The following is a 21181-nucleotide window of genomic DNA, read 5'->3' as shown; positions in this document are numbered from 1 at the left end:
TAATCCACTTTCATTATCGAGTAATCGCCATGATTCCAGTTATTTTGTCTGGCGGCTCAGGCTCGCGCCTGTGGCCGCTTTCAAGAGCATTAAAGCCTAAACAGTTTATTGCCCTGCACGGCGATTCAAGTTTGTTTCAAGCCACACTTGAGCGCTTGAACGGCTTGTCCAGCGAACAACAAAGCCTTCGCCCGCCGATTATTGTGTGCAATGAGGAACACCGTTTTCTGGTGGCCGAACAAAGCCGCGCCCTGGGAGTGACCCCGCAAAAAATCATCCTGGAGCCGACGGCGCGCAACACCGCCCCGGCCATTGCCGCGGCGACCTTGGCGGCGCTCGAAGAGGGCGAAGATCCGATCCTCCTGGTGTTGGCGGCCGACCATGTGATCGCAGATGTCGCGGCATTCAGGGACGCCCTGGCGGTGGCCAGGGTGGAAGTCGACAACGGCAAAATCGTCACCTTTGGCGTCGTACCGACCAAGCCTGAAACCGGCTACGGCTATATCCGCACCCAGATAGAGGCGGGCGCCAGCGCCGGGCACGTCGAGGCCTTTGTGGAAAAACCGGACCTGGCCACGGCGCAAAGCTACCTGGCCCAGGGCAACTATTTCTGGAACAGCGGCATGTTCATGTTCCGCGCCTCGGTGATGAAGGCTGAGCTTGAGCGCTTGAGCCCCGAGATCATCGTGGCCGCCGAGCTGTCGCTCACCAATGCCTCGCATGACCAGGACTTCACCCGGCTCAACAAGGTGGCGTTCGCCAACGCGCCCGATGTGTCGATCGACTATGCCGTGATGGAAAAAACACACATCGCCTCCGTGGTGGCCCTCGACTCACCGTGGAGCGACCTGGGTGCCTGGGACTCGGTGTGGGAAGCCGGTGCCAAGGACGCGCGTGACAACTGCTCCCAAGGCGACGTGTTGCTGCACGACGTCAGCAACAGTTATGTGCACGCCAGCCATCGCCTGGTGAGCGTTATCGGGCTGAGCGATGTGGTGGTGGTCGAAACCGCCGACGCGATTTTGGTCGCCGACAAACACCACGCGCAGGACGTCAAGAAAGTCGTGTCCGAGCTCACCCGCCAAGCGCGCAGCGAGGGCGTCAGCCACCGCGAGGTCTACCGGCCATGGGGCAAGTACGACTCGGTGGACCACGGGGATCGCTACCAGGTCAAGCGCATCACCGTGAAGCCCGGGCACAAGCTTTCTGTGCAACTTCACCATCACCGCGCCGAACACTGGATCGTGGTGTCGGGCACGGCCAATGTGCAAATCGGCGACAAGCAAGTGCTGCTCACCGAAAACCAGTCCACGTTTATTCCGGTGGGGGTTGTGCACGCCCTCGAGAACCCCGGAAGAATCCCGCTTGAGTTGATCGAAGTTCAATCAGGTTCCTACCTGGGTGAAGACGACATTATCCGTTTTGAAGACCGTTATGGCCGCCTCGCCGCCGTTTAAGGAGTATGAAGATGAATGTTACTGTTTTTGGAATTGGCTATGTGGGCCTGGTACAGGCGGCTGTACTTGCGGATGCGGGTCATGATGTGTGTTGCGTCGATGTGGACGCGACTAAAGTCGAGAACTTGAAAAAAGGCATTATCCCGATCTATGAACCCGGGCTGAGTGCCCTGGTAGAGAAGTGCTACGAAGCCGGGCGCCTGCGTTTCACTACCGACGCAGCGCAAGGTGTGCAGCACGGTGAAGTCCAGTTTATTGCCGTGGGTACGCCGCCGGATGAAAACGGCAGCGCCGATATCAAGTATGTGCTGGCGGTGGCCTCCACCATTGCCCGGCACATGACGCAGAGCAAGATCATCGTTAACAAGTCCACCGTGCCGGTGGGCACCGCCGACAAAGTTCGGGCGACGGTGAACGATGTCCTGGCCTCCCGGGACCTGGAGGTGGCGTTCCACGTGATCTCCAACCCCGAGTTTCTCAAGGAAGGTTCGGCAGTGGCCGACTGCACGCGCCCCGACCGGATCATTATCGGCAGCGACAGCGCGTATGCCGTGGAGCGCATGCGCGAGCTCTATGAGCCGTTCAACCGCAACCACGAAAAAATCATCACCATGGACATCCGGAGTTCGGAGCTGACCAAGTACGCGGCCAACTGCCTGCTGGCCACGAAGATCTCGTTCATGAATGAGATGGCCAACTTCGCCGAACGCCTGGGCGCCGATATCGAAGCGGTGCGCAAAGGTATTGGTTCCGACCCGCGGATCGGCTACGACTTCATTTACCCCGGCTGCGGTTACGGCGGTTCGTGCTTCCCCAAAGATATCCAGGCACTGGAGCGCATGGCCGGCTCGATTGGCTACAAAGCCTCGCTGTTGGCGGCGGTGGAAGAGGTCAACAAGCGCCAGAAAGAGCATTTGTTCGGGCACATCCAGCACCACTTCGACGGGCAGTTGGAAGGCAAGACGTTTGCGATCTGGGGGTTGGCGTTCAAACCCAATACCGATGACATGCGTGAAGCATCCAGCCGCGTGCTGATTGAACAATTGCGCAGTGTCGGGGCGCGGGTACAGGCCTTTGACCCCGAGGCCATGGGCGAGACGCAGCGCATTTATGGCATGAACGAAGACTTGCTGTTGATGGGCACCAAAGAAGCGGCGCTTCAAGGCGCTGATGCCTTGGTGATTGTGACCGAATGGCGCGAGTTCAAAGCCCCGGACCTTGAACTGATCAAAGACAAACTGAAAACACCGGTGATCTTTGATGGCCGTAATATCTTCGACCCGGCGCGCATGAGTGCCAGTGGCTTTGATTATTACGGTATTGGTCGCGGCTTATCGGTACGGCCTGTTATATAACATACAAAGTAGTTGGGTAATAACGTTGTACAAGACTGACGATTATTAACACTGAGTCAGTTGGACGAGCAAGTGGCCGTGGACAATGAGCGCTTAAAAGCGGCTAATGATGTCCCTATTGTCTGGAAAATCTACAAAAACAATCAATCAGACTAGGTATACACACCACCTGTACGAGTGCGGTGGTCGCTGGTTTACAGTATCGACAAGTGGGATGATTCGGAAGAGGCAACAGGCTTGGTCAGTAATGTCGACAGGCCATTATGTTGCCTCTTCATCTCTGTTCCATCCCTGCTCCCTTATGAGGCATTAATAAGGGGTTAATATCGAGAAGGAGTCTGATATGAGAAAGTTGTTGTTAGCCGGCTTGCTGGCTGTTGTAAGTACTGCGGCCTTGGCCGCAGGTGAAGCACTGACAGCACCGTTGTTGTCTAGCGCCCCGCTGGCTGGGGGTGTAACGGTAGCTGACACAGTGGCGGCCGGCACTGCCGTTGCCGGCGCTGCGGCGGCCGCGTCTAACTCTGGTAGCAGCCCTGATGGAGGAACTTCCGGAACGGGCGGTACTACCGGTACTGGCGGTACGACGGGCACTAACTAGTACCCTGCAACATGTGTAGTTCAAGGTCACTCGGACATGTCCGGGTGACCTTGATTTTGACTTGCCCTCGACTAGCGTAGTGCCATTATGATCCGTAGGTTATCTGTAGTTATGCTGGCAAGTCTCGGCTTGCACGGCTGTATGTTTTCGCCTGGCCAACAGATGGATACCCATCCGATGATCAGTGCCGGCTCCCCGGAAAGTACCCGGGTGGAGTTGATTCCCATCACCCCCAAATTAATTGCCATGAACAGCGCCACGCAGGTGCGTGAAGCCGTACCGGCCGAGTTGTTGGCGTATCAACCCGGCGGTTATCGCGTGGGTGCCAATGACTTGTTATTTATTACCGTGTGGGACCATCCCGAGTTGACGGCGCCGTCGGGCCCTCAACAACAACTGGATGCCAACGGTCGTTTAGTGCGCCCGGACGGCACCTTGTTTTACCCCTATATCGGGAATATCTCGGTCGCCGGTAAAACCATTGAAGAGTTGCGCGCATTAATTGCCGAGCGCTTATCGCAATTTGTCGAAAGCCCCCAGGTGGATGTCAGCGTCTTGCGTTTTGCCAGCCAGACGGTGGTGGTGAGCGGTGCGGTGGTCAAGGCCGGTCAGCAGCCGATTACCACCACCCCACTGAGTGCGGTAGAGGCGATTGGCGCGGCCGGGGTGGACCCCACCAATGCCGACCTGTCAAACCTGACCCTCACGCGCAGCGGGCGCGAGTACAAGCTGGACCTGGACACCCTCAACCGCCAGGGCTCGCAACTGCAAGGCGTGTACCTCAAGGGCGGCGATCGCTTGTACCTGCCGTATAACGACCTCAAGCGCATCTATGTGCTGGGCGAGGTCAACCAGCCACGCGCGCTGAGCTTCAAGGGCAAGTCGATGAACCTCACCGATGCCCTGGGCACCGTGGGGGGCTTGAACCAGAACACCTCCAACGGCAACGCGGTGTACGTGATTCGCGGTGCGGAGCACCTGGACACCGAGCCGGCCAAGGTGTTCCAGCTCGATGCCGAGTCGCCTTCGGCCCTGGTACTGGCCACCCGGTTCGACTTGCAGCCGCAAGACATCGTGTATGTCGGCCCGGCCGGCGTGACGCGCTGGAACCGCTTGATCAGCCAACTGCTACCAACGGCCAGTGCCTTGGGGATCGGTGCCCGATCCTTGAACGACCTCAGCGAAGTCAACAGCAGATAAGGCGCTCTCTTGTCGTGAAAATATTGCCCACTTGCGCCGGTCTGACGCTGGCGCTCTTGTTGTGCGGGTGTAACCCGCTGATGAGAGCTTCCCTGGACACCCTCAAAACCTCTGTCACCGGGGGCGCCACTTCCATCAACCTGACGCAAGCGCAGGTCGATGCGGTGCCGTATCCCCAGATCCTGGTCACCACCGCTTCCAGCGAGGGGGTCATGGCCCTGGCGCGCCGGGAAGGGCACCTGCAGTTCTGGGTGGCCTCCGGCAAGCAAGTCGTGATGATGCGCGATGGCCTGGTGGTGCGCACCGTCGGGTTGGGGGTGGCGCTGGACGGCACGCGTTTCGACGCGCAGTTGCCGTTCAAGCGCGGCCTTCACCAGGTGCCGGACGGGTACACCAGCACCCGTTGGATCGACCTCTATGACGGCAATCGTATCGGCCTTGCGGTCAACAGCCGTTTCCGCCCCCGGGGCATCGAAAACGTCCGGATTCTGGACAAGGATTACGCCTTGCTGCGCATTGATGAGCAGGTGGAGGTGCCCGCCTTGAGTTTTCGCGCCACCAACCGCTATTGGGTCGACCCGCAGGACGGTTTCATCCTGCGCAGCGAGCAGCATTTGACCCCCCAGCTGTCGCTGAAAATCGTGCAGGTACGCCCTGATCGTGGAGCGGCCCTATGAAGTACTCGAACTTTTTATGCCTGGGCCTGCTGTTGCTGGGCCCGGGTGCGGGCCAGGCCGCTGTCGAGGTGAGTGGCGATGTGGGCAGCCCGGGCCGTTTCGAGTTGCAGCCCGGCGCACGCCTGCTGGACATGATGCGCCAGGCCCAACCCAACGCCGAAAGCTACTGGCTGGGCGCGGCCTGGTTTCACCGCTCGCTGGTGGACAAACAGGCAGGCTTGAAGGCCGGTGTGTTGTTCGACCTCAAGCTGCTGCAACAGGGGGCCTTGCTGGACGGCAACCCCCTGCGCGCGCAATGGAGTGCGCGCTGGTATGAACAGGTGCAGCGTTTGCCGGTCACCGGGCGCCAGGTGGCTGTGCTGGACCCGGTGGCGGTAGAAACCGGCTTTGCGCGCAACGGCGAGGTGGACGATGGCGACCGCCTGCTGTACCCCGAAAGACCGACCACCGTCGAAGTGCTGGGCGCGGTCACGCAGCCGTGTCAGCTGCCTTACCGGGCCCTGCAAGAGGTGCGCGATTATGTGCGCCAATGCACGCTGCTTGACGACGCCGAGCGCGATGATTTGTGGCTGATCCAGCCCGACGGCCGGGTACAGCGCGTGGGCGCGGCCCCGTGGAACCGGCAGGACGGTGTGCTGGCGGCCCCCGGCAGCAAGATCCTGGTGCCGATGCGCAGTGATGACCTTGACACACCCACCCCCGAACTCAATCAACAGCTGGCCGAGTTTCTCGCCACTCAACCCCTGGCTGAGGTGGCCCCTTGAAGCGTCCCTTGAATTTACGCGTTGCCGCGGTATTGCTCCTGCCCTGCGGCTTGGCACACGGCGCACCGCGCTATACCCAAAGTGACTTTGGCGGCGTGGGCCTGCTGCAAACACCCACGGCGCGCATGGCGCCGGCGGGGGAGTTGAGCGCCACGGCCAACCGTACCGACCCTTACTCGCGCTACAGTTTTTCGTTGCAACCGTTCGACTGGCTGGAGGGCTCGTTTCGCTACACCGCCATCAGCAACCGCAAATACGGCGCCGAGGCGTTGAGCGGCGACCAGAGCTTCAAAGACAAGGCCATCGACTTCAAGGCGCGGCTATGGGAAGAAAGCCACTGGGCGCCGCAGGTGGCCTTTGGTGCCCGGGACATCGGCGGTACAGGGCTGTTTTCCAGCGAATATTTTGTCGCTGGCAAGCGTTATGGCGACCTGGACTTCAGCCTCGGCATCGCCTGGGGTTACCTGGGTAATCGCGGCGACTTCGGCAACCCGTTGTCGGTCATCGGCAAAAAGTTCGACGACCGTCCCACCAGTACCGCGGTGGTGGCCCGTGCCGGTGAAGTGAACACCAACGCCTACTTCAGGGGGCGCCCGTCGATGTTCGGCGGCGTGACCTATCAAACGCCTTATGCGCCGCTCAGCCTGAAACTCGAATACGAGGGCAACGACTATAAAAGCGAGCCGCTGAACAACCCGCTCAAGCAAGACTCGCCGATCAACATCGGCGTGGTTTACAAGCTGGGGGACAGCGTCGACCTGAGCGCGGCGTGGGAGCGCGGCAACACCGCGATGTTCGGTATCACGCTGCACACCAACTTTGTCAGCCGCAAGGCACCGGCCAAGACCAATGACCCGATCGCCGAGCCGCTGCCGGCGCAATTGCCGTCGACGCCGGCCGACCAGGTCAACTGGGCCGATGTCTCAAGCCGCCTGCAGCAAAACGCCGGGTATCGGGTCAACAGCATCACCCAGCGTGGCTCGGAGCTGATGGTGTATGGCGAGCAGTCGCGGTATTTCTACTCGGCCAAGGCCGTCGGGCGTGCCAGTCGGATTCTCGATAACAGCGTGAACCAGGACATCGACTGGTTCACCCTGGTGAACCAGCGGTACGGTATGCCCATCGACGAAACCAGCGTGCCGCGCAGCACCTTCCGCGCCGTGGTCAACAACGATCAACCCTTGACCGACCTGCACCGCACCACCGAGGTCAACGCAGCGACCGCGCACCAGGAAACCACGCTCTACACCCAGACACCGACGCGGTTCAACTACGGCTTTGGCCTGGGCTACAAGCAGAACATCGGTGGCCCCGATGGCCTGCTGTATCAGTTCACCGCCGACGCTGACGCGCAGTACCGTTTCACCCGCAACACCTGGTGGAGCGGCATGGTCAGCGCCAACCTGCTGAATAACTTTGACAAGTTCCACTACGACGCACCCAGCGGGCTGCCGCGTGTGCGCACCGACCTGCGTCAGTACTTGACCACGTCCGATGTGACCATGCCGACGTTCCAGCTCAACCACGCGGTGCAGTTGGACAAAGACCTGTTTGGCATGGTCTACGGCGGCTACCTGGAATCGATGTACGCCGGGGTGGGCAGCGAAGTGCTGTACCGACCCATGGGCAAACATTGGTCGGTGGGTGCAGACCTGAACCTGGTGCGCCAGCGTGACTTCAACCAGGGCTTTGGCCTGCGCGACTACCGGACCATCACCGGGCACGTCACCGGCTACACGCAACTGCCGTTTGACACGCTGGCTGCGGTCAGCGTCGGGCGCTACCTGGCCCGCGACTGGGGCACCACCATCGACCTGTCGCACCAGTTCAAGAACGGCGTTAAGTTTGGCGGCTGGGTGACGTTGACCACGGCGTCCAAGGAAGAGTTTGGCGAGGGTACGTTTGACAAGGGCATCTACATCTCGGTGCCGTTCGACGAAATGATGAGCACCTCCACCATGCGCCGGGCCAACGTGGTCTGGGCACCGTTGACCCGTGACGGTGGCGCACGCCTGAACCGCGCGTATTCGTTGCAGACCATGACGGATGGGCGTGACAGCGACCTGTTCTACGACAACTTCGAGAAAATCACCGAGTAAGAAAGGGCCAAGGGCTTGCCGGTGATGGTGTTGCTTCAGCCACCTTAGGTGTAGCGGCTCGCGTTTGAAAACACGCGGGCTCGCATTCATAGGCATTTCTGGCTCACATTAACTGCAGCCAGCCGAAGCCACCGGCTCACATTAATTGCAAATGAGCTTGCATTCCACGGCGCGGGCTCGCATTTCATTGCGGCGGGCTCACATTAGCTGCAACTGATAAAGGGGCGTTCAGGCTCACAGAGGAATACCGGCAGCGAGCATCTTGTCGCGCAGCTCGGTCGCCCGCTCGGTATCCAGCGTGTTGTTGAACAGCGCCTTGAACTCGTGCGCCTTGGCGCTGAATTGCTCCACCAGGTCCTTCATACGGTAGCCATTGCGCGTCAGCGTCGGTTCCAAGTCATCAATGTGTCGTGAGAGTACCGACTCAACAACATCCACCGACACTGGCCGCTCGCCGGTCTGATATCCCGCCTCTAAGGCCAGCGTCAGGTGCAGTTGCACTTGCAGCGGTGTCCGTAGCTTGCTCGCGAGCAGGTCGATGGCGTCGTCCGTCAGAATTGACTCGCAGGCGTCTTCCGCTCCAGTGCAGGTACGTAATAACCACTCGATATACTCGCGTTGTGCCCCGGTAATGCCGTCCAACGAGAACACATCTGTACGGGCACCGATTTCCTCCATGTTGTCCTTGCGTAGGTCATTACGCAGCTTAGGGTGGCCCGCAAGCACTACCGACAGCAGTCCATCCACGTCTTCGGCCAGTTCCATCAGACGTTTCAAACCCGTGAGGGTGTGCCCATTCAAGTCATGCGCCTCATCGACGAACATGACGATGGGCTTCTTACCCTTTAAAATCATTTCTTAAAGCTGTCGGTCGCGGCGCTCGATCTTCTTAGGGATCTGTACCTGCTTTTCCGACGACAAGTCGTAATAAAGAGCCTCGATCAACGTGGCTAGCTTGATGTTGTGCTTATCCACGGCGACAGATTTGGATACGATCACTTTTTTGTCGTCTTGCATCATCTTGGTCAACCGGCGTAGCAGTACGGTCTTGCCGCTGCCGATCACCCCACAAATTGCGACCAAGCGACCTTCCTGCACCGCTCCGCGAACGTCCTTTATCAGATCCTTGTGGTGTTCAGTCTCATAGTAACCAGCCTGCTTGAACGGCACCGTCAACCCGAAATGCTGCATCACTTCAGCCCGCATGTTGAGCCCCTTTTTTATGTCGGAAATATTCGCGCACGCGCTCCAGAACGACACGGCGCATAAGCGTTTCGGCCAGCACCTGATCGATGAATACTTTGTCTTCATCCACAAGCTTGGCCAGCGGTTTGGCCAATTCGTCAGCGATGGCCAACTTGGCAGCGATCACTGTCGGATAGTGGTATTCGTGTGCATGCGGGTCGAACGGCTGACGTGGAATGTCCGCCGCAGACATGGGAGCATCAGACAAGCGCACATCGGTGCCAGATAGCGCTGCAATCGGTAATCCAAGCTGATCGGCCAACAAACGGATGCGGTCTGCCCGCTCATCTGCCTTGGTTCGTTTGAATGCCCGATACCGGCGCAGCGGAATAGGACCGTCTACCGGATAATAGGGGCCGAAGCGCTCGCCTTCATATTCGGCGTACAACTCATCGTCGAACAGGCCCCACAGCAAAATCACATAGTCGCCGGCCATGCCGGGCTCAAGCTCATACTGTGTACCATCGATGGTGATACGCGCATCAATGCCAACCTTTCGCCGTTCCGGCTCGCGAGCAAAGCGACAAAACTGCTCCCAGGTGCACATCTCACGCAGGCCATCGTCCGGCAACATAGCAAGCCAGTCCGCCATGCGGGTGCGCGACTCTGAACGATGACCTTGCTGATTGTAGGTATGCACCAGATAGTGCGACAGCCATTCGTTCGCCTGCTGCTCAGTTTCCGGCTTGTGAAAATGGTACAGAGTCTCATGCGCCTCTTTGACCGTACGAAACGGACGTTCGACCTTTCCCTTGGATCGAGCCGTTGTTCGCGTGCCATCCTTGCCGGCAGGCAGGTGCGTCTGCCATTCAATCGCAAGCGCTTGCATCACATTCTGGAACACGCGAGATTTAGCGACAGGACCATTGTCGAGGTAGATCATCTTTGGTCGGCCTTGGAATGGATTCTCCGCGTCGGCCTTTACCGCCATGGCATTGAACAGAAAACGCAATGCTGTTTCTGCATCCTCGCCGTAGATGCAGTGGTATTCCTGGTAAGCAGTACCACTGCGGTCATCGACCACACTGAAGATCGCCAGTGTAGGCTCGCCCTTACTGGGGTCGATCCAGTTTGGCTTGTCGATGCGTTTGAGATCGGACGGAGAGATGTCGAACTGCCAGCAATCGTTGCTGTGTTCTGCCTGGAAACGCACTGCAGCCGGTTCCCGCGTCAAGTGCGCATGATCCAAGTGCCAACGATCCAAATAACGATTGACGGTCGGCTTGGTCAACAGCCCCTTGGGGGCCTTTATTAAGCCTTGCTTCGTCTCAACACCGAAATCCTCCAGCAGCTTGATTGCGTTGGCTGTAGAGAGGTGGCGGTTGTTCTTGTTGGTGGTGCGCAGTTTCAACGCCGCGACCAGATCGCAATAGCGCTCTAGCTCGGCTTTTGGGAGTTTGCGTGGTTTGCCGTGGTCAGCGCGATGTACCGCGTGCGGCTTGTTGAAGGCATGCAATGCACGGTAGACCGTGGTAGACGACATGCCGTACAGCTCGGCAACGGCCTGCACCTGTCTGGCACGCTCAGGACTTTTGCGTGGAAAAAGATCCAACCGCTGCCGCAACTGCAACAGCGAGTCGACAGGAATGGAATTACGCTTGGTGTCCATGCTGAGCCAATACTCGATACACCGAGGCACGACCAACACCCAGTCTTCGCGCAATTTCCGTGGCACCTAGTTTTTCTTCAGCCCGCAAGCGTTGAACCTCCAGAGGATCAATGGACGGTTTACGGCCCCGGTAAACGCCACGAGCTTTAGCGTCAGCAATCCCCTCAAGTTGGCGCTCACGTCGCAGGTTGGTTTCAAACTCTGCAAACACGCCCAGCATGTCCAGGAAGGCTTTCCCTGCCGCGCTGAGCGTATCGATTGGTTGCTCAGTCGCTTTGAGGCTGACTCCTCGCTCTTTCAGCGTGTAAACGATGTCTTGAAGATCTTTGATGCTGCGTGCAAGGCGGTCAATGCGTGTAACCACTAGCGTATCGCCAGGGCGTAGGAAATCGAGCAGCGTCTGAAGCTCCGTTCGACCCACTCGGCTTGTCCCGCTTCCTTTTTCGGAACGAACCACGTCACAACCCGCTTCTCGCAAGGTTTTTTCTTGCAGCACAAAATCTTGGTCGCTGCTGGAGACTCGGGCGTATCCGTAAAGTGCCATGGGTGAGATTTGTCTCGTTAGGCTTTAGACGTTGTAAAGCTAGCATACCAAAATCGAAAGACAACCCTATTGAGACAAGAAAACTGTCTCACCTGAGAGTATCGGTTGGGTATACCTCAAATGGACGTCAGGCGGGTTACTCGCTTTGCGGCAAGGTAGGGCTGCTTTCTGCATTTTCTGACGCCCCGTCACTCTGATTGCAGCGACGTCAGACGGGTTTTGATAATTAGCTCAGCGCGTCATATGTCGTTTTTTTGTAGCCTCGCTCCCACTGGGCTCGGTAAACCTGCTTTAGCGGGATGCCGAAGAAAAAAGGCCAGCAGAGGTTAATAAATAACCCCGGAGCTTTACGGATGCTAACCGCAAAAAAGGAACCCTGGGACCTTGTTCACCTCTACGCTGGGCTAATACTCAGCCGCATCGCGTTTTTATCTCCGTGATGTTTCTTTCAAGGTTCGCCGGGTCGTATTCTGAAAACTGAAAGTTGAAGCCGTGGTTCTTGCGTAGATCAAGGCGCTCCGGGCGCAGCATTTTCGGGTCACCGTCAATGTCAAACAGCTTAGCAATATGCTCCGGATCGATTCGACCCTGCGACATATTCATGAAATGCGTATTGATATCATTCAGCGATACCGGGTGCGATGCTTTCTTGTTCATCCAGTCATTCAGATACAACGGTCGGGTTGCTCCCTCCCCTAAATCAGACTGATAGATGAATGCATCTCGCCTTGGGTTTGCGCTAGCAGGGAGATCAATGACGTACGCGTGCCCAAGCCCCCTGTCATTAACGCGCAAAATAAAATTTTTATGGGCCGGTAAATTTGCGAGCTGCTGCTGAAGCTGCGGTAAGGATATTGTCTGCCCGCGTTCAAAAGCATAGCTGAAGCTATCAGTGTCCAGGAACAGCTTCGCCACGTTATTGGCGGTGATACCACAGACTGGCTCTCTAATGCGCTTGCTGCTCCCCAGCATCACTTCCACCTCATGCCTGGGCATTTCCCACTCTTGGGCCGTTTGCGAGATATTATCATCAATCGCTTTTAGCAAAGCGGAGGGGCTTTTATGGTGAATTGGAATGGAGTTGTCTTCGTTGTTAAGCAACACGTTTGCTCTAAGGTTTTTGGCGCTTAGTTGCGCAAAGTCCTGCACCATGCGGGTTGAGGGATTATTTACGCTGCGGGACGACGAGGCCGTAGCAGACGTCCTGGAAGTACGGCTTGGCTTGCTATTTTGCGTCTGCAGGTGCGGGTCAGGCTGCGATGAACGAAAGGCATTAAGGATATTTCTCATCTGAGGGTATTCCACTCGTTGGATATTCGGGAGCTAAGTGTAGCGGCTCGCAATCGAAAACCGGTAGGCTCGCAATCAGCGCCGTTTTCGGCTCAGATTAGCTGCGAGTGACTATGCGGTTGGGCCCACATTATTTGCTCTTGGTCGGCACCGGTGTAATGCAGGTGAGCGTGGATGAATGCAGGTTCATTCGCAATTAACGCCGGTTCACGGGACTGGATAGACGCAATTAATGCTGGTCGAAAACTGCGCTGATTGCTGGTCGGCGGGTTTTCGTTTGCAGGTCGTTACATCTATGGGCTCAACCTTACAGGCCAAATGCTTAGCGTACGATTTTGCCCGTTTTCTCTATTCACCCCTTTAACAGCGTGGCAGGTCAGGAGCCTGGCTTCTATGTGGTGCCCAAGAGCATGACCCGCGAAGCCCTGGAGGCCACGCTTTTCCCCATGCGTGATCCGGCGGTGATGAGTAAGTTTCAGGCGCTCAACCCACATCGAGGTGACGTCAAAGCCGGCTCGATGATCGTGCTCAGCGACCCGAACAACTTTCAGTGCACCCGTGAAGAGGCGTGGCTGATGGAAGCGGCGGCCAAGACCAGCGACGCGCTCACGCCCCTTAGCGCGGACGAGGCCGACTTTAATGGCGCGCCATCACGCGGAGATTGAGGGGTTCCTGTCTCAGGGTTCTACCGCGATCGGTGCGGGGGAGGCCATGTTTGCCAGGAATCTGGAGGCCGTGAAAGGCACCCTACGTGACATCGAAGCGCTGCATCAGCGCGCCTTCCTCAAGGATGGGCACCTACGTTCACCGGAGTTTTTTGTCGAGCGCAAGCGCCTGCTCGCGCAGCTTAACACCGGTTTGACCGGGCTGGTTCGCAAGGGCATTGGCTTTCCTGATCACCCGAATTTGAAGAGCGCGCTGGGGATCTCCAGTCGCAGCCTAGTGCACCAGTGGACGAAAGCCGGCGCGCCTGAGCAGATCCCCGGCTACGCAACGCACATAGAGGGGGTGGCCAAGGCCGCCAAAGTCGTCAAATATGGCGGCTGGTTCGGCACGGCCATCGGCGGAGGGGCCTCCTACATGAAGGTTCAGGACGTGTGCTCAGCTGGTGAAACCGAGGCTTGCAAGAAGATTCGGTTCACCGAGGCGGGAAGCTTCGCCGGAGGTGTCGCTGGCGGCGCATTTACCGGGATGATCTTTACGTCCCCTGTAGTAGGTACGGTTTGCTTGGCGCTGGGTGTTCCCACTGGCGGTATGGCTACCTTGGCTTGTGGCATTGTGTTGGTCGGCGGCGCGACTGTAGCAGGCGGCGCACTTGGAGGGAGTGGCGGTGAAATGACGGGAGAAGTCCTGTACGAGATGACGAAATGAACACTGCCGAACTCGTTGTTGGGGGCCTGTGCGGCGTGGTGCTTGTCTGCATGTTCGTCTGGATTGGGGTCGCGCTGCGCGTTGGCCACGTCTACATGGATCAGATGTTGGGGCACCTCAAAAACAGCCCTTCAGTTGTGGCACTGGCAGCACTTAGAAATGGCGGTCCGTGGGGACGCTTGATGCTGATCGGCGGAATCTCCGGCTTCGTAACATTCTCCGGCTTCTACCTGAAACGCGGAGGGGTCAGCGCTGATGATATAAGCAGATTCCCTTTGCGCCTCAAGCGCAAGCTGGCCGTGCTGCAGTGGGTTTCCATCGGGTTGTTCGTCGCCCTGGCGTTGCTGGTTCTCGTCGGAAAATCCGGGATACTCAGTTGAGCCATTCCGGCCTTTTTAGGCAGCCTGCGCGGGTGAATGTTCAGTTGCAATTAATGTGAGCCCGTCGCAATGAAACGCGAGCCCACACCGTCGAATGCAAGCTCATTTGCAATTAATGTGAGCCGATGGCTTCGGCTGGTTGCAGTTAATGTGAGCCAGAAATGCCGCTAAATGCGAACCCATGTATTTTCAAACGCGAGCCGTTACACTTAGGGGGTGGCTGAGGTGTCGCTATCACGGGCAAGCCCGCGCCCATGGCGGGTGTGTGTTGTGCCCCGCCTGTTCTGTTCCAGCCCTGCAAGGCAAGCCTGCTCCCGCAAGGGGAGTGTGGTGCTTTCAAGCGGCGTGTCCTGTCTATTTCTCCCCCCACAATGCAAGGCCAGCGGGCTTGATTGCCATCGCGGCGGCTCGTCACCGGGTGTGTTGTGATCGCGAGCACGCGCGCGCCCTGATGCGGGCGTCACCTCATCAGTTCATCGATTGCTGAAGGCGGTTCACTGGGCCAGCACCACGCACGAACGGCGCTCCTGCGCCGCTCTGTGCCTTGTGTGGCGTGTTTCCTGCTTGGGGAGAGGGCTGGCGCGGCGCATAAAGCGCCTTGCCAGCAGGGGGAGGGGGTTAGTAGATGTCTTTGGACAACAGGGTGAAGGGCGTCTTGAACAGGATCTTGAGGTCCAGCCACAGCGACCAGCTGTTGATGTAGCGCAGGTCGATATCAACGCGCTGCTGCATCTTTTCCAGCGTCTCGGTTTCGCCGCGGCACCCGTTGATCTGGGCCAGGCCAGTGATGCCAGGCTTGATGCGATGCCGCGCCATGTACGCGCGAATCTTCCCCGAGTAGTAGTCGTTGTGGGCCACCGCGTGCGGACGCGGGCCGACCAGTGCCATGTGCCCTTGCAGCACGTTGAACAACTGCGGCAGCTCATCGATGGACGTGCGGCGGATGAAGCGGCCCACCGGGGTGATGCGCGAGTCGTTGCGGCTGGCTTGGCGCACGTGTTGGTCGTCGTGCACACGCATGGAGCGAAATTTCCAGACCTTGATGATTTCGCCGTTCCAACCATGGCGGTCCTGTTTGAAGATCACAGGGCCAGGGGAGGTGAGCTTGATCAGCAGTGCAAACAGCAGCAGCAACGGGCTGAGCAGGAGGATGGCCAGCAGCGCCAGGCTCTTGTCCAACAGCGCTTTGCTGAACGCCGCCGTGGGGCGGCTGGTGAGCGGGCTTTCATTGAGGAAGATGGCGGGCAAGCCGTCTACTTCGGCCACGCTGTGGTTGAGCAGGAGCATGTTGTGAAGGTCGGGCACCCAAATCACGTCCACGCTGATGTCCAGCACATTGAGGTACAAGGCCTCGATATGGGTGGCTTCCTGCAGGGAGTGGGTGATGTACAGGCGGCGAATGCCATGTTGGCGGATCAACTGCACCAGATCGGGCAGGTCGCCGAGTACCTGGGTGTGGGGGCTGCCTTGGGCGGCGGCGGTGTGTGGGCCGACAAGACCGACTAACGGCGAGCGTTTTTGTTTGGAGAGTGTGTTGGCCAAGTCGATGGCCACTTTCCCGGTGCCAATAATCAGCGATTTCTGGCGCTCGTGAAGTTGCCGATGGTAGTGCCTGGAGAGGCTATGAATGGGGATGTAGCAGAGTGCTAGTATCGGGTAACTGACCGCGGCCCACAGTAACAGGATTTCCAAGGGGAATAGCGAGTTGACATTACAGACCACTCCCGCCACAAACACGATGCCCAAGGTTAATAACCACCCCATGAACAAGCGTCCGAGCCCCACCCAAAAATCATCTTTTTTGCTATACACGTCACATAACATATAGGCCGGTATTGAGGCCAGTATTGTAAAAGATGCCAATATCCGGTAGTAGGGCTCCAGTTGTCCGGTCTTGAAAAGTACCAGCGAAAACAGAACTACCACCACCAGGCTCAAGGCGATTGCCCACTGTCCCCAAAAGGTTAAGCCTTTGGGGGTCAGGTTTCGATACATTCTCGTGTTGTTAAGCATACTTCTGCTCCCTGTGGTGTCCACTCACGTGCTGGCAGGTTAAAGCGAGGCGTGGTTTGAATGACTATCTAAGTGGCTGGCGTACGCGCGTGCGTACGCATTGATAGTAATGAACAGCAGGGAGCAATAGCTGACGACTTATAACGAAGGCGCGGTGTTATAAAAAGGCAGGTAGAAAAAGGTTTCTAATAGGCAGGGTGTAAATAAAGTGTTTAATTATTATTGTTTTAACGACGGGTGGATGAATGCTCTAGGGGCTTCTTTATTTTTTGTGTCAGGCAATAGCCACGGTTTCTCACCGCGCGAAACAGACGTTCGCCGTCGTTGTTGCGCCGGAACTTATCCTGCAGTCGGCTGAGGCACATTTCCAGGCCACGGTAACGCTCGGGTTCACGTCCGATATCACGGATCAGTTCGTCTTTACTCACCACGCGTTCTTCGTGGTGCAGCATCTTTTTAATGATCGCCGATTCCATCGCTGTCAAGGCAATCCGCAGTCCGCCTTTTACCAGTGTCCTGTCTTGCTGGGTCAACAACCAGAACTCTTGTGCCAGTACTTCAGGGCCGATATTGCCCGGGTGCGCCGTATGATTAACTTCCAGCCCAGGGGTGTCTGGATTCAACGCGGTGATGTTCGAGTGCTTGCGCGCCACATGAAGTTGGCGGGTGACACGCTCATTGGCTTCGTAGAGTTTTTTGGCCGCGACGTAGTTGCTGAGCCACAGGTTGAAGTTTTTTTGCTCGTGATTAACGGCATAACTGGCGGTGGAAGGTTCCAACTTCTTTTCGGGTGTTTCGATGCGTGGTGCGCTGTCGATGTCGTAATGCAAAAATGCCACATTGGGCGTGAAATCATGCAAAGCGATAGAGGGCGGGTTGGAAGTAAACGTGTGTTTCTTTAGAGAGCTCATGGCATTCACCGAGTGGAGGGAAGTACGGGGTTCATAAACTGTCGGCAGGGGAAAAGTAGCGGCCCTGAAAGTAGTCAAACGGCAGGCGCCTGGCCAGCAGTGCACTGTCGGCGTGCTCGACGTTGTCGGCGACGAACGACACTTTGCTGGCGCTCATCAGCCCCAGCATGCGGTCATACAGCAGGTCGAACAGGCCTGAGCGCGTGTTCAGGCTCAGCCTGAGGGCCGCGTCTGGAAACGGCATTTTTATGTAGTCATACAAGCCCAGGTCGCTCAACAGGTCGGCGGGCTTGGTCGTAAAGGTGTAATTGCTGTAGGCAAGCTTGAGGCTGCTGCGATCTTTGAGCCGATACAGTTGGTGGATCATGCGCCGACGCTCTGCCGGATCGGGGAGGGCCGCCAGCGAGTTTTCCACGCTGATAATCAGTTGTTGCTGGTGCTTTTTCAGCGTGTGGGAGGTGGCGATAATTTCTTTGACGATGTCCTCATTCATTAATAAGGACGGCTCGATTCGGAAGAATTTATACAACACCGGTTGCTTCTCCACGTGCAAACGTTTGGCTTCTTTGGTAAAGGCCGTGGGTTCAACGCGGCGCAACGCTTCGCTGTAAGCGTATTTAAGTTGCTCGAAGTAAAAAGAGTGAATGTCGTGCCGTGCACCGTCGAAAGCGGGGCTGGCATACACTTGGAGTTCACTGCCCCACAACGTACCGTTTCGCCCCAGTATGGCTTGTCGGGAGAACGTGAAATCAACGAACTCCGGTGGCAATACCTGTTGGCTATTCATAGTTCGACCGCTCCCGGACGGGGGGAAGATCATGGGTGCACACCAGGCCTTTGCTGAGTTTGTAGCCATAGCCGCGTATGTTCTGAATGATATTGCTACCGTAATGTGACTTTATTTTACTGCGCAACCGGCTGATGGATTTCTCCAACGCCCTGGAATCATAGAAGCGTGTATTAAGCCCCATCACGCTGGCAATTTCGTCATGGCTGAGCATGCGATTATTCACCAGGGCTTCCAACACTTTCATTTCGACAAACGACACTTCCAGTTTTTTGCCGCCGCCATAAATACACATGCGGTCTTGATCTAGTAGCAAATCAGCATTATTTAGCCAGTATGATTCACTGAGAAACGCGGCAAAGAGCATGAGCTTTTTTTCGGGCGCACGTTCTACCACCTGTAAGCAGTAATCGGCACCTGCCAGGTAGTACTTGGTTTTGCTCGATGTAGTGGCAAACGTCACAATCACAAAGATGGTACCGCCAGGGTTTTCGACTCGGGTTTTTTTTATGATGTCCAGCGTTTGGTGGCTGGCTGAAGGCGTGTCGATTTCTATAATGATGGCACGGTAATGTCTATTGTCGTCATAGTGGCCAATTAGTTGCCCATAGGACCGAGTGTCGACTTTTAGAGTGTTCGGAACAGTCCGAACTATAAGCTCCCTAAAGTCCTCAGATTTCGATTGAGTCCGTGCAATAGCGAGGACGTTGGAAAAATGCATCACGTTGCTCCCTTTTCCGGCGTGCAAAGCCGTCAATTCAATCGCTGCAGGCGTTTAGATGTTAATCGAATTGAATATGCCAAAATGTGACAAATTTTAACATTCAACCCATTATTTGCAGAGAGAAAATGAGTGTGCCAGAAGATATTGTGTGCGCTTTTTTGGACGGGCGTACTCCAATGCTAGTGCAAATTTTTAGTGCGCGTTATGGAATTTAGATCGACTTGATTTGTTTGGCTTTTAGTGATTTAAGCCGCTTGCGATCACGCTTTAAAAGCGGTTGTCCGCGACTATTTATAACAGTCAGGTAATGCAATAGCCGAGGGTGTGCTAGGGGGTATCCCAGCGCGGTCTGCCAAGTAGCGCGCGGGCGGTTTGCCCACGGCTTTGCGGAACATGGTGATAAAGCCGCTGGCGTTCTCATAACCCAGGTCCAGGGCCACCGTTTGCACGCTTTCACCGCGGGCCAGGCGTTGCAGGGACAAGATCACGTGCAACTGCCGGCGCCAGCGGCCAAAGCTCAAGCCGATCTCCTCCAACAACAGGCGGGTCATGCTGCGTTCGCTCATGCCGATACGCAGCGCCCATTCGCCCAGCGTGGCCTTGTCGCCCGGGTTGGCCAGCAGGCTGTTGGCCAGGCGATTGAGCCGCGCATCCCGGGGCATGGGCAAGTGCAGCGCCTCGGGTGGGGCCTGCGCCAGCTCATCCAGCATGGTTGCCACCAACCGGCCCTGGGGCCCGTCGACTTCGTACAGCGGCTCGAAACTGACGGTCTTGCTGATCAGTTCATGCAGCAACGGTGACACGGTCAGCGTGCAGCACCCCTGGGGCAGGGCACGGGCGGCGTCGGGTTCGATCAGCAGGCAATAGACTTGCGCTTCCCCGGCACCACGGGCCGCATGGGACAGGCCGCCGGGAATCCACAAGGCGCACTGGGGCGGCACGATCCAGATGCCCGCTTCGATCACGCAGTGAATCACCCCGCGCAAGGTGTACAACAATTGGCCCCGGCGGTGATGGTGCGGCGCGTGCTCCCAGCGCTCAGACGCACTCGACGCCCCCACGGCCACGACGGGACGGGGGAGCGCTTCGGCATAACGGGCCCTGGCGGGGTCGTGCTGGTCAAGACGGTGTTGAGTCATGGGGGGGATCGCAGGTTGGCTGGATTGCGAAATATTCTGGCTATTCTGTGCAATGCCGTCTAGCGGCTCGCCTATTATAGTGGGAACTGTTCTCATTTAAAGGAGCCCTGTCATGAGACTCGACAGTTCAACGTTCCCCGTGGTCACCATCGAGATCGATGCGCCCACCGGCCAATATGAAGAGAGTGGTTTTTCGCACTTCGAAGCGCTGCTGCGCCGTGAACAGCCTTTTGTTCTGCTGCACGAAAAAGGCGCGGACGAAAGCGCCCACGCGCACGCGCATGAAGCGCGCAAGCAGGCGTCGATCTGGATGAAGCACAACAGGCCGGCGCTGAGCAGCTTTGTCAAAGGCCTGATTCAGGTGGAGCCCAGCGCGGCCAAGCGCCTGGCGCTCAAGACGTTCGCCATGGCGTTTGGCAACGCGTGGGGCTACCCGTTGTTGCTGGTGGAGTCCCGCGAGCGCGCCCTGGCATTGGCCCGGGATGTGCTGGACACCGAGGTGTCGGACGTCACGTATTTCTAACGCCCGCGCGCGCGGTGCAGCCCCCGCGAGGGCTGCCGCCAGGTGTCAGTCAACGCACAGGGCGCGGCCCAGCTTGCCTTTTTCGACCGTTGCCGAGCAGCCGAAGTGGCCGTTGTCGGCCTGGCACGCCCCGGTCACAGGGCCCTTGCCGGGCTGGGTGTTGACGCTGGTTCTGCATTCGCCCTCGCACTGGCTCGAGTCGGTGCAGGCTTTACCGGCATCCTTATAAGGTGTGATGCATTTCCAGGTTTGCAACTTGCCCACTTGGGTCATCGTGCCGCCGCCAGCCAGGCAGGCTGACGCGCTGGCGTCCTGGGCAGGGGCTTGGGTGGGGGCGTTGCTGGACGGTGAGGAGCAGGCGCCCAGCAACAGCAGGGCACAAACAGCGAGCACGCGTTTCATCTGAGGAGTATCTCGACAGCAAAAGGGGGGGCGTAGGGTATCACCGATGGTCCGGCGAGTTGGCAGGCGCCATCAGCGCGTGGGCTGATGGCT

The 21181-nt window shown here is 57.6% G+C and carries 20 protein-coding genes and 1 pseudogene; 10 read left to right on the top strand and 11 right to left on the bottom strand.

Annotated features, from left to right (window positions below):
* Window positions 1-29: 29 nt before the first annotated feature.
* From ACW9H9_RS02605 to ACW9H9_RS02575, 7 genes are all read left to right on the top strand, one after another.
* Window positions 30-1457, top strand: coding sequence for a mannose-1-phosphate guanylyltransferase/mannose-6-phosphate isomerase (locus tag ACW9H9_RS02605; RefSeq protein ID WP_457341447.1), 1428 nt, complete (start codon window positions 30-32; stop codon window positions 1455-1457).
* An 11-nt stretch (window positions 1458-1468) separates the two neighbouring features.
* Window positions 1469-2812, top strand: a complete 1344-nt coding sequence (locus ACW9H9_RS02600) for a UDP-glucose dehydrogenase family protein (protein ID WP_457341446.1) — start codon at window positions 1469-1471, stop codon at window positions 2810-2812.
* A 343-nt stretch (window positions 2813-3155) separates the two neighbouring features.
* Complete coding sequence (locus ACW9H9_RS02595) at window positions 3156-3410, top strand: hypothetical protein (RefSeq protein WP_457341445.1); 255 nt, start codon at window positions 3156-3158, stop codon at window positions 3408-3410.
* A gap of 87 nt (window positions 3411-3497) precedes the next feature.
* Window positions 3498-4610 (top strand): polysaccharide export protein, encoded by a 1113-nt coding sequence (locus ACW9H9_RS02590; protein WP_457341444.1) that lies wholly within the window; start codon window positions 3498-3500, stop codon window positions 4608-4610.
* 14 nt (window positions 4611-4624) lie between these two features.
* A complete protein-coding gene (locus tag ACW9H9_RS02585; protein WP_457341443.1) occupies window positions 4625-5287 on the top strand; it encodes a YjbF family lipoprotein in 663 nt (220 codons plus the stop codon).
* On the top strand, window positions 5284-6051 hold the full coding sequence (locus ACW9H9_RS02580) for a capsule biosynthesis GfcC family protein (protein WP_457341442.1): 768 nt from the start codon (window positions 5284-5286) through the stop codon (window positions 6049-6051). Before ACW9H9_RS02585 ends, ACW9H9_RS02580 begins: the two co-directional genes overlap by 4 nt.
* An 8-nt stretch (window positions 6052-6059) precedes the next feature.
* Window positions 6060-8150, top strand: coding sequence for a YjbH domain-containing protein (locus ACW9H9_RS02575; RefSeq protein ID WP_457341498.1), 2091 nt, complete (start codon window positions 6060-6062; stop codon window positions 8148-8150).
* A gap of 234 nt (window positions 8151-8384) precedes the next feature.
* On the opposite strand, the gene ACW9H9_RS02570 is transcribed toward ACW9H9_RS02575, so the two are convergent.
* The 5 genes from ACW9H9_RS02570 to ACW9H9_RS02550 form a co-directional block, all read right to left on the bottom strand.
* Window positions 8385-8975, bottom strand: a complete 591-nt coding sequence (locus ACW9H9_RS02570) for a hypothetical protein (protein WP_457341441.1) — start codon at window positions 8973-8975, stop codon at window positions 8385-8387.
* Window positions 8976-9008: 33 nt separating this feature from the next.
* The gene (locus tag ACW9H9_RS02565) at window positions 9009-9356 is read right to left on the bottom strand and encodes an ATP-binding cassette domain-containing protein (RefSeq protein WP_457341440.1); all 348 of its coding nucleotides are present in this window, start codon (window positions 9354-9356) and stop codon (window positions 9009-9011) included.
* Window positions 9346-10983, bottom strand: coding sequence for an IS481 family transposase (locus ACW9H9_RS02560; protein ID WP_457341497.1), 1638 nt, complete (start codon window positions 10981-10983; stop codon window positions 9346-9348). Before ACW9H9_RS02560 ends, ACW9H9_RS02565 begins: the two co-directional genes overlap by 11 nt.
* Window positions 10984-10987: 4 nt before the next feature.
* Window positions 10988-11548 carry a recombinase family protein gene (locus ACW9H9_RS02555; protein WP_457341439.1) on the bottom strand — a complete coding sequence of 187 codons (561 nt, stop codon included), beginning with the start codon at window positions 11546-11548 and terminating at the stop codon, window positions 10988-10990.
* A 411-nt stretch (window positions 11549-11959) separates the two neighbouring features.
* The gene (locus ACW9H9_RS02550; RefSeq protein WP_457341438.1) at window positions 11960-12838 is read right to left on the bottom strand and encodes a cycle-inhibiting factor; all 879 of its coding nucleotides are present in this window, start codon (window positions 12836-12838) and stop codon (window positions 11960-11962) included.
* A 371-nt stretch (window positions 12839-13209) separates the two neighbouring features.
* Here ACW9H9_RS02550 and ACW9H9_RS02545 point away from each other — a divergent pair.
* A pseudogene (locus ACW9H9_RS02545) lies at window positions 13210-14209 on the top strand (hypothetical protein); the annotation flags it as partial.
* Complete coding sequence (locus ACW9H9_RS02540; RefSeq protein WP_457341437.1) at window positions 14206-14589, top strand: hypothetical protein; 384 nt, start codon at window positions 14206-14208, stop codon at window positions 14587-14589. The pseudogene ACW9H9_RS02545 and the gene ACW9H9_RS02540, both read left to right, overlap by 4 nt.
* Window positions 14590-15207: 618 nt before the next feature.
* On the opposite strand, the gene ACW9H9_RS02535 is transcribed toward ACW9H9_RS02540, so the two are convergent.
* The 5 genes from ACW9H9_RS02535 to ACW9H9_RS02515 form a co-directional block, all read right to left on the bottom strand.
* The gene (locus ACW9H9_RS02535) at window positions 15208-16602 is read right to left on the bottom strand and encodes an undecaprenyl-phosphate glucose phosphotransferase (RefSeq protein ID WP_457341436.1); all 1395 of its coding nucleotides are present in this window, start codon (window positions 16600-16602) and stop codon (window positions 15208-15210) included.
* 227 nt (window positions 16603-16829) lie between these two features.
* Window positions 16830-17513: a winged helix-turn-helix domain-containing protein gene (locus ACW9H9_RS02530; protein ID WP_457341435.1), complete on the bottom strand. Its 684-nt coding sequence runs from the start codon at window positions 17511-17513 to the stop codon at window positions 16830-16832.
* Window positions 17514-17544: 31 nt separating this feature from the next.
* Window positions 17545-18300, bottom strand: a complete 756-nt coding sequence (locus ACW9H9_RS02525) for a hypothetical protein (protein WP_457341434.1) — start codon at window positions 18298-18300, stop codon at window positions 17545-17547.
* Entirely contained in the window at window positions 18293-19021 is a 729-nt protein-coding gene (locus ACW9H9_RS02520; RefSeq protein WP_457341433.1) for a winged helix-turn-helix domain-containing protein, read from the bottom strand. Before ACW9H9_RS02520 ends, ACW9H9_RS02525 begins: the two co-directional genes overlap by 8 nt.
* 290 nt (window positions 19022-19311) lie before the next feature.
* On the bottom strand, window positions 19312-20163 hold the full coding sequence (locus ACW9H9_RS02515) for an AraC family transcriptional regulator (RefSeq protein WP_457341432.1): 852 nt from the start codon (window positions 20161-20163) through the stop codon (window positions 19312-19314).
* 112 nt (window positions 20164-20275) lie between these two features.
* Between ACW9H9_RS02515 and ACW9H9_RS02510 the strand changes: the two genes are divergently transcribed.
* On the top strand, window positions 20276-20686 hold the full coding sequence (locus tag ACW9H9_RS02510; protein ID WP_457341431.1) for a hypothetical protein: 411 nt from the start codon (window positions 20276-20278) through the stop codon (window positions 20684-20686).
* A 45-nt stretch (window positions 20687-20731) separates the two neighbouring features.
* On the opposite strand, the gene ACW9H9_RS02505 is transcribed toward ACW9H9_RS02510, so the two are convergent.
* Window positions 20732-21088 carry a hypothetical protein gene (locus ACW9H9_RS02505; protein ID WP_457341430.1) on the bottom strand — a complete coding sequence of 119 codons (357 nt, stop codon included), beginning with the start codon at window positions 21086-21088 and terminating at the stop codon, window positions 20732-20734.
* Between the last annotated feature and the right edge of the window lie 93 nt (window positions 21089-21181).

This window comes from Pseudomonas sp. SDO5215_S409, from assembly GCF_054071325.1.
This window is presented reverse-complemented; position numbering and strand designations above follow the sequence as displayed.

Excerpts from the sequence above, each read along its gene's own strand:
- ACW9H9_RS02510 (WP_457341431.1), top strand. The coding sequence starts at position 20,276 with ATGAGACTCGACAGTTCAACGTTCCCCGTGGTCACCATCGAGATCGAT.
- ACW9H9_RS02505 (WP_457341430.1), bottom strand. The coding sequence starts at position 21,088 with ATGAAACGCGTGCTCGCTGTTTGTGCCCTGCTGTTGCTGGGCGCCTGC.
- ACW9H9_RS02555 (WP_457341439.1), bottom strand. The coding sequence starts at position 11,548 with ATGGCACTTTACGGATACGCCCGAGTCTCCAGCAGCGACCAAGATTTT.
- ACW9H9_RS02550 (WP_457341438.1), bottom strand. The coding sequence starts at position 12,838 with ATGAGAAATATCCTTAATGCCTTTCGTTCATCGCAGCCTGACCCGCAC.
- ACW9H9_RS02580 (WP_457341442.1), top strand. The coding sequence starts at position 5,284 with ATGAAGTACTCGAACTTTTTATGCCTGGGCCTGCTGTTGCTGGGCCCG.
- ACW9H9_RS02520 (WP_457341433.1), bottom strand. The coding sequence starts at position 19,021 with ATGCATTTTTCCAACGTCCTCGCTATTGCACGGACTCAATCGAAATCT.
- ACW9H9_RS02600 (WP_457341446.1), top strand. The coding sequence starts at position 1,469 with ATGAATGTTACTGTTTTTGGAATTGGCTATGTGGGCCTGGTACAGGCG.
- ACW9H9_RS02535 (WP_457341436.1), bottom strand. The coding sequence starts at position 16,602 with ATGCTTAACAACACGAGAATGTATCGAAACCTGACCCCCAAAGGCTTA.
- ACW9H9_RS02565 (WP_457341440.1), bottom strand. The coding sequence starts at position 9,356 with ATGCGGGCTGAAGTGATGCAGCATTTCGGGTTGACGGTGCCGTTCAAG.
- ACW9H9_RS02590 (WP_457341444.1), top strand. The coding sequence starts at position 3,498 with ATGATCCGTAGGTTATCTGTAGTTATGCTGGCAAGTCTCGGCTTGCAC.
- ACW9H9_RS02605 (WP_457341447.1), top strand. The coding sequence starts at position 30 with ATGATTCCAGTTATTTTGTCTGGCGGCTCAGGCTCGCGCCTGTGGCCG.
- ACW9H9_RS02595 (WP_457341445.1), top strand. The coding sequence starts at position 3,156 with ATGAGAAAGTTGTTGTTAGCCGGCTTGCTGGCTGTTGTAAGTACTGCG.
- ACW9H9_RS02540 (WP_457341437.1), top strand. The coding sequence starts at position 14,206 with ATGAACACTGCCGAACTCGTTGTTGGGGGCCTGTGCGGCGTGGTGCTT.
- ACW9H9_RS02530 (WP_457341435.1), bottom strand. The coding sequence starts at position 17,513 with ATGAGCTCTCTAAAGAAACACACGTTTACTTCCAACCCGCCCTCTATC.
- ACW9H9_RS02515 (WP_457341432.1), bottom strand. The coding sequence starts at position 20,163 with ATGACTCAACACCGTCTTGACCAGCACGACCCCGCCAGGGCCCGTTAT.
- ACW9H9_RS02525 (WP_457341434.1), bottom strand. The coding sequence starts at position 18,300 with ATGAATAGCCAACAGGTATTGCCACCGGAGTTCGTTGATTTCACGTTC.
- ACW9H9_RS02570 (WP_457341441.1), bottom strand. The coding sequence starts at position 8,975 with ATGTTCGTCGATGAGGCGCATGACTTGAATGGGCACACCCTCACGGGT.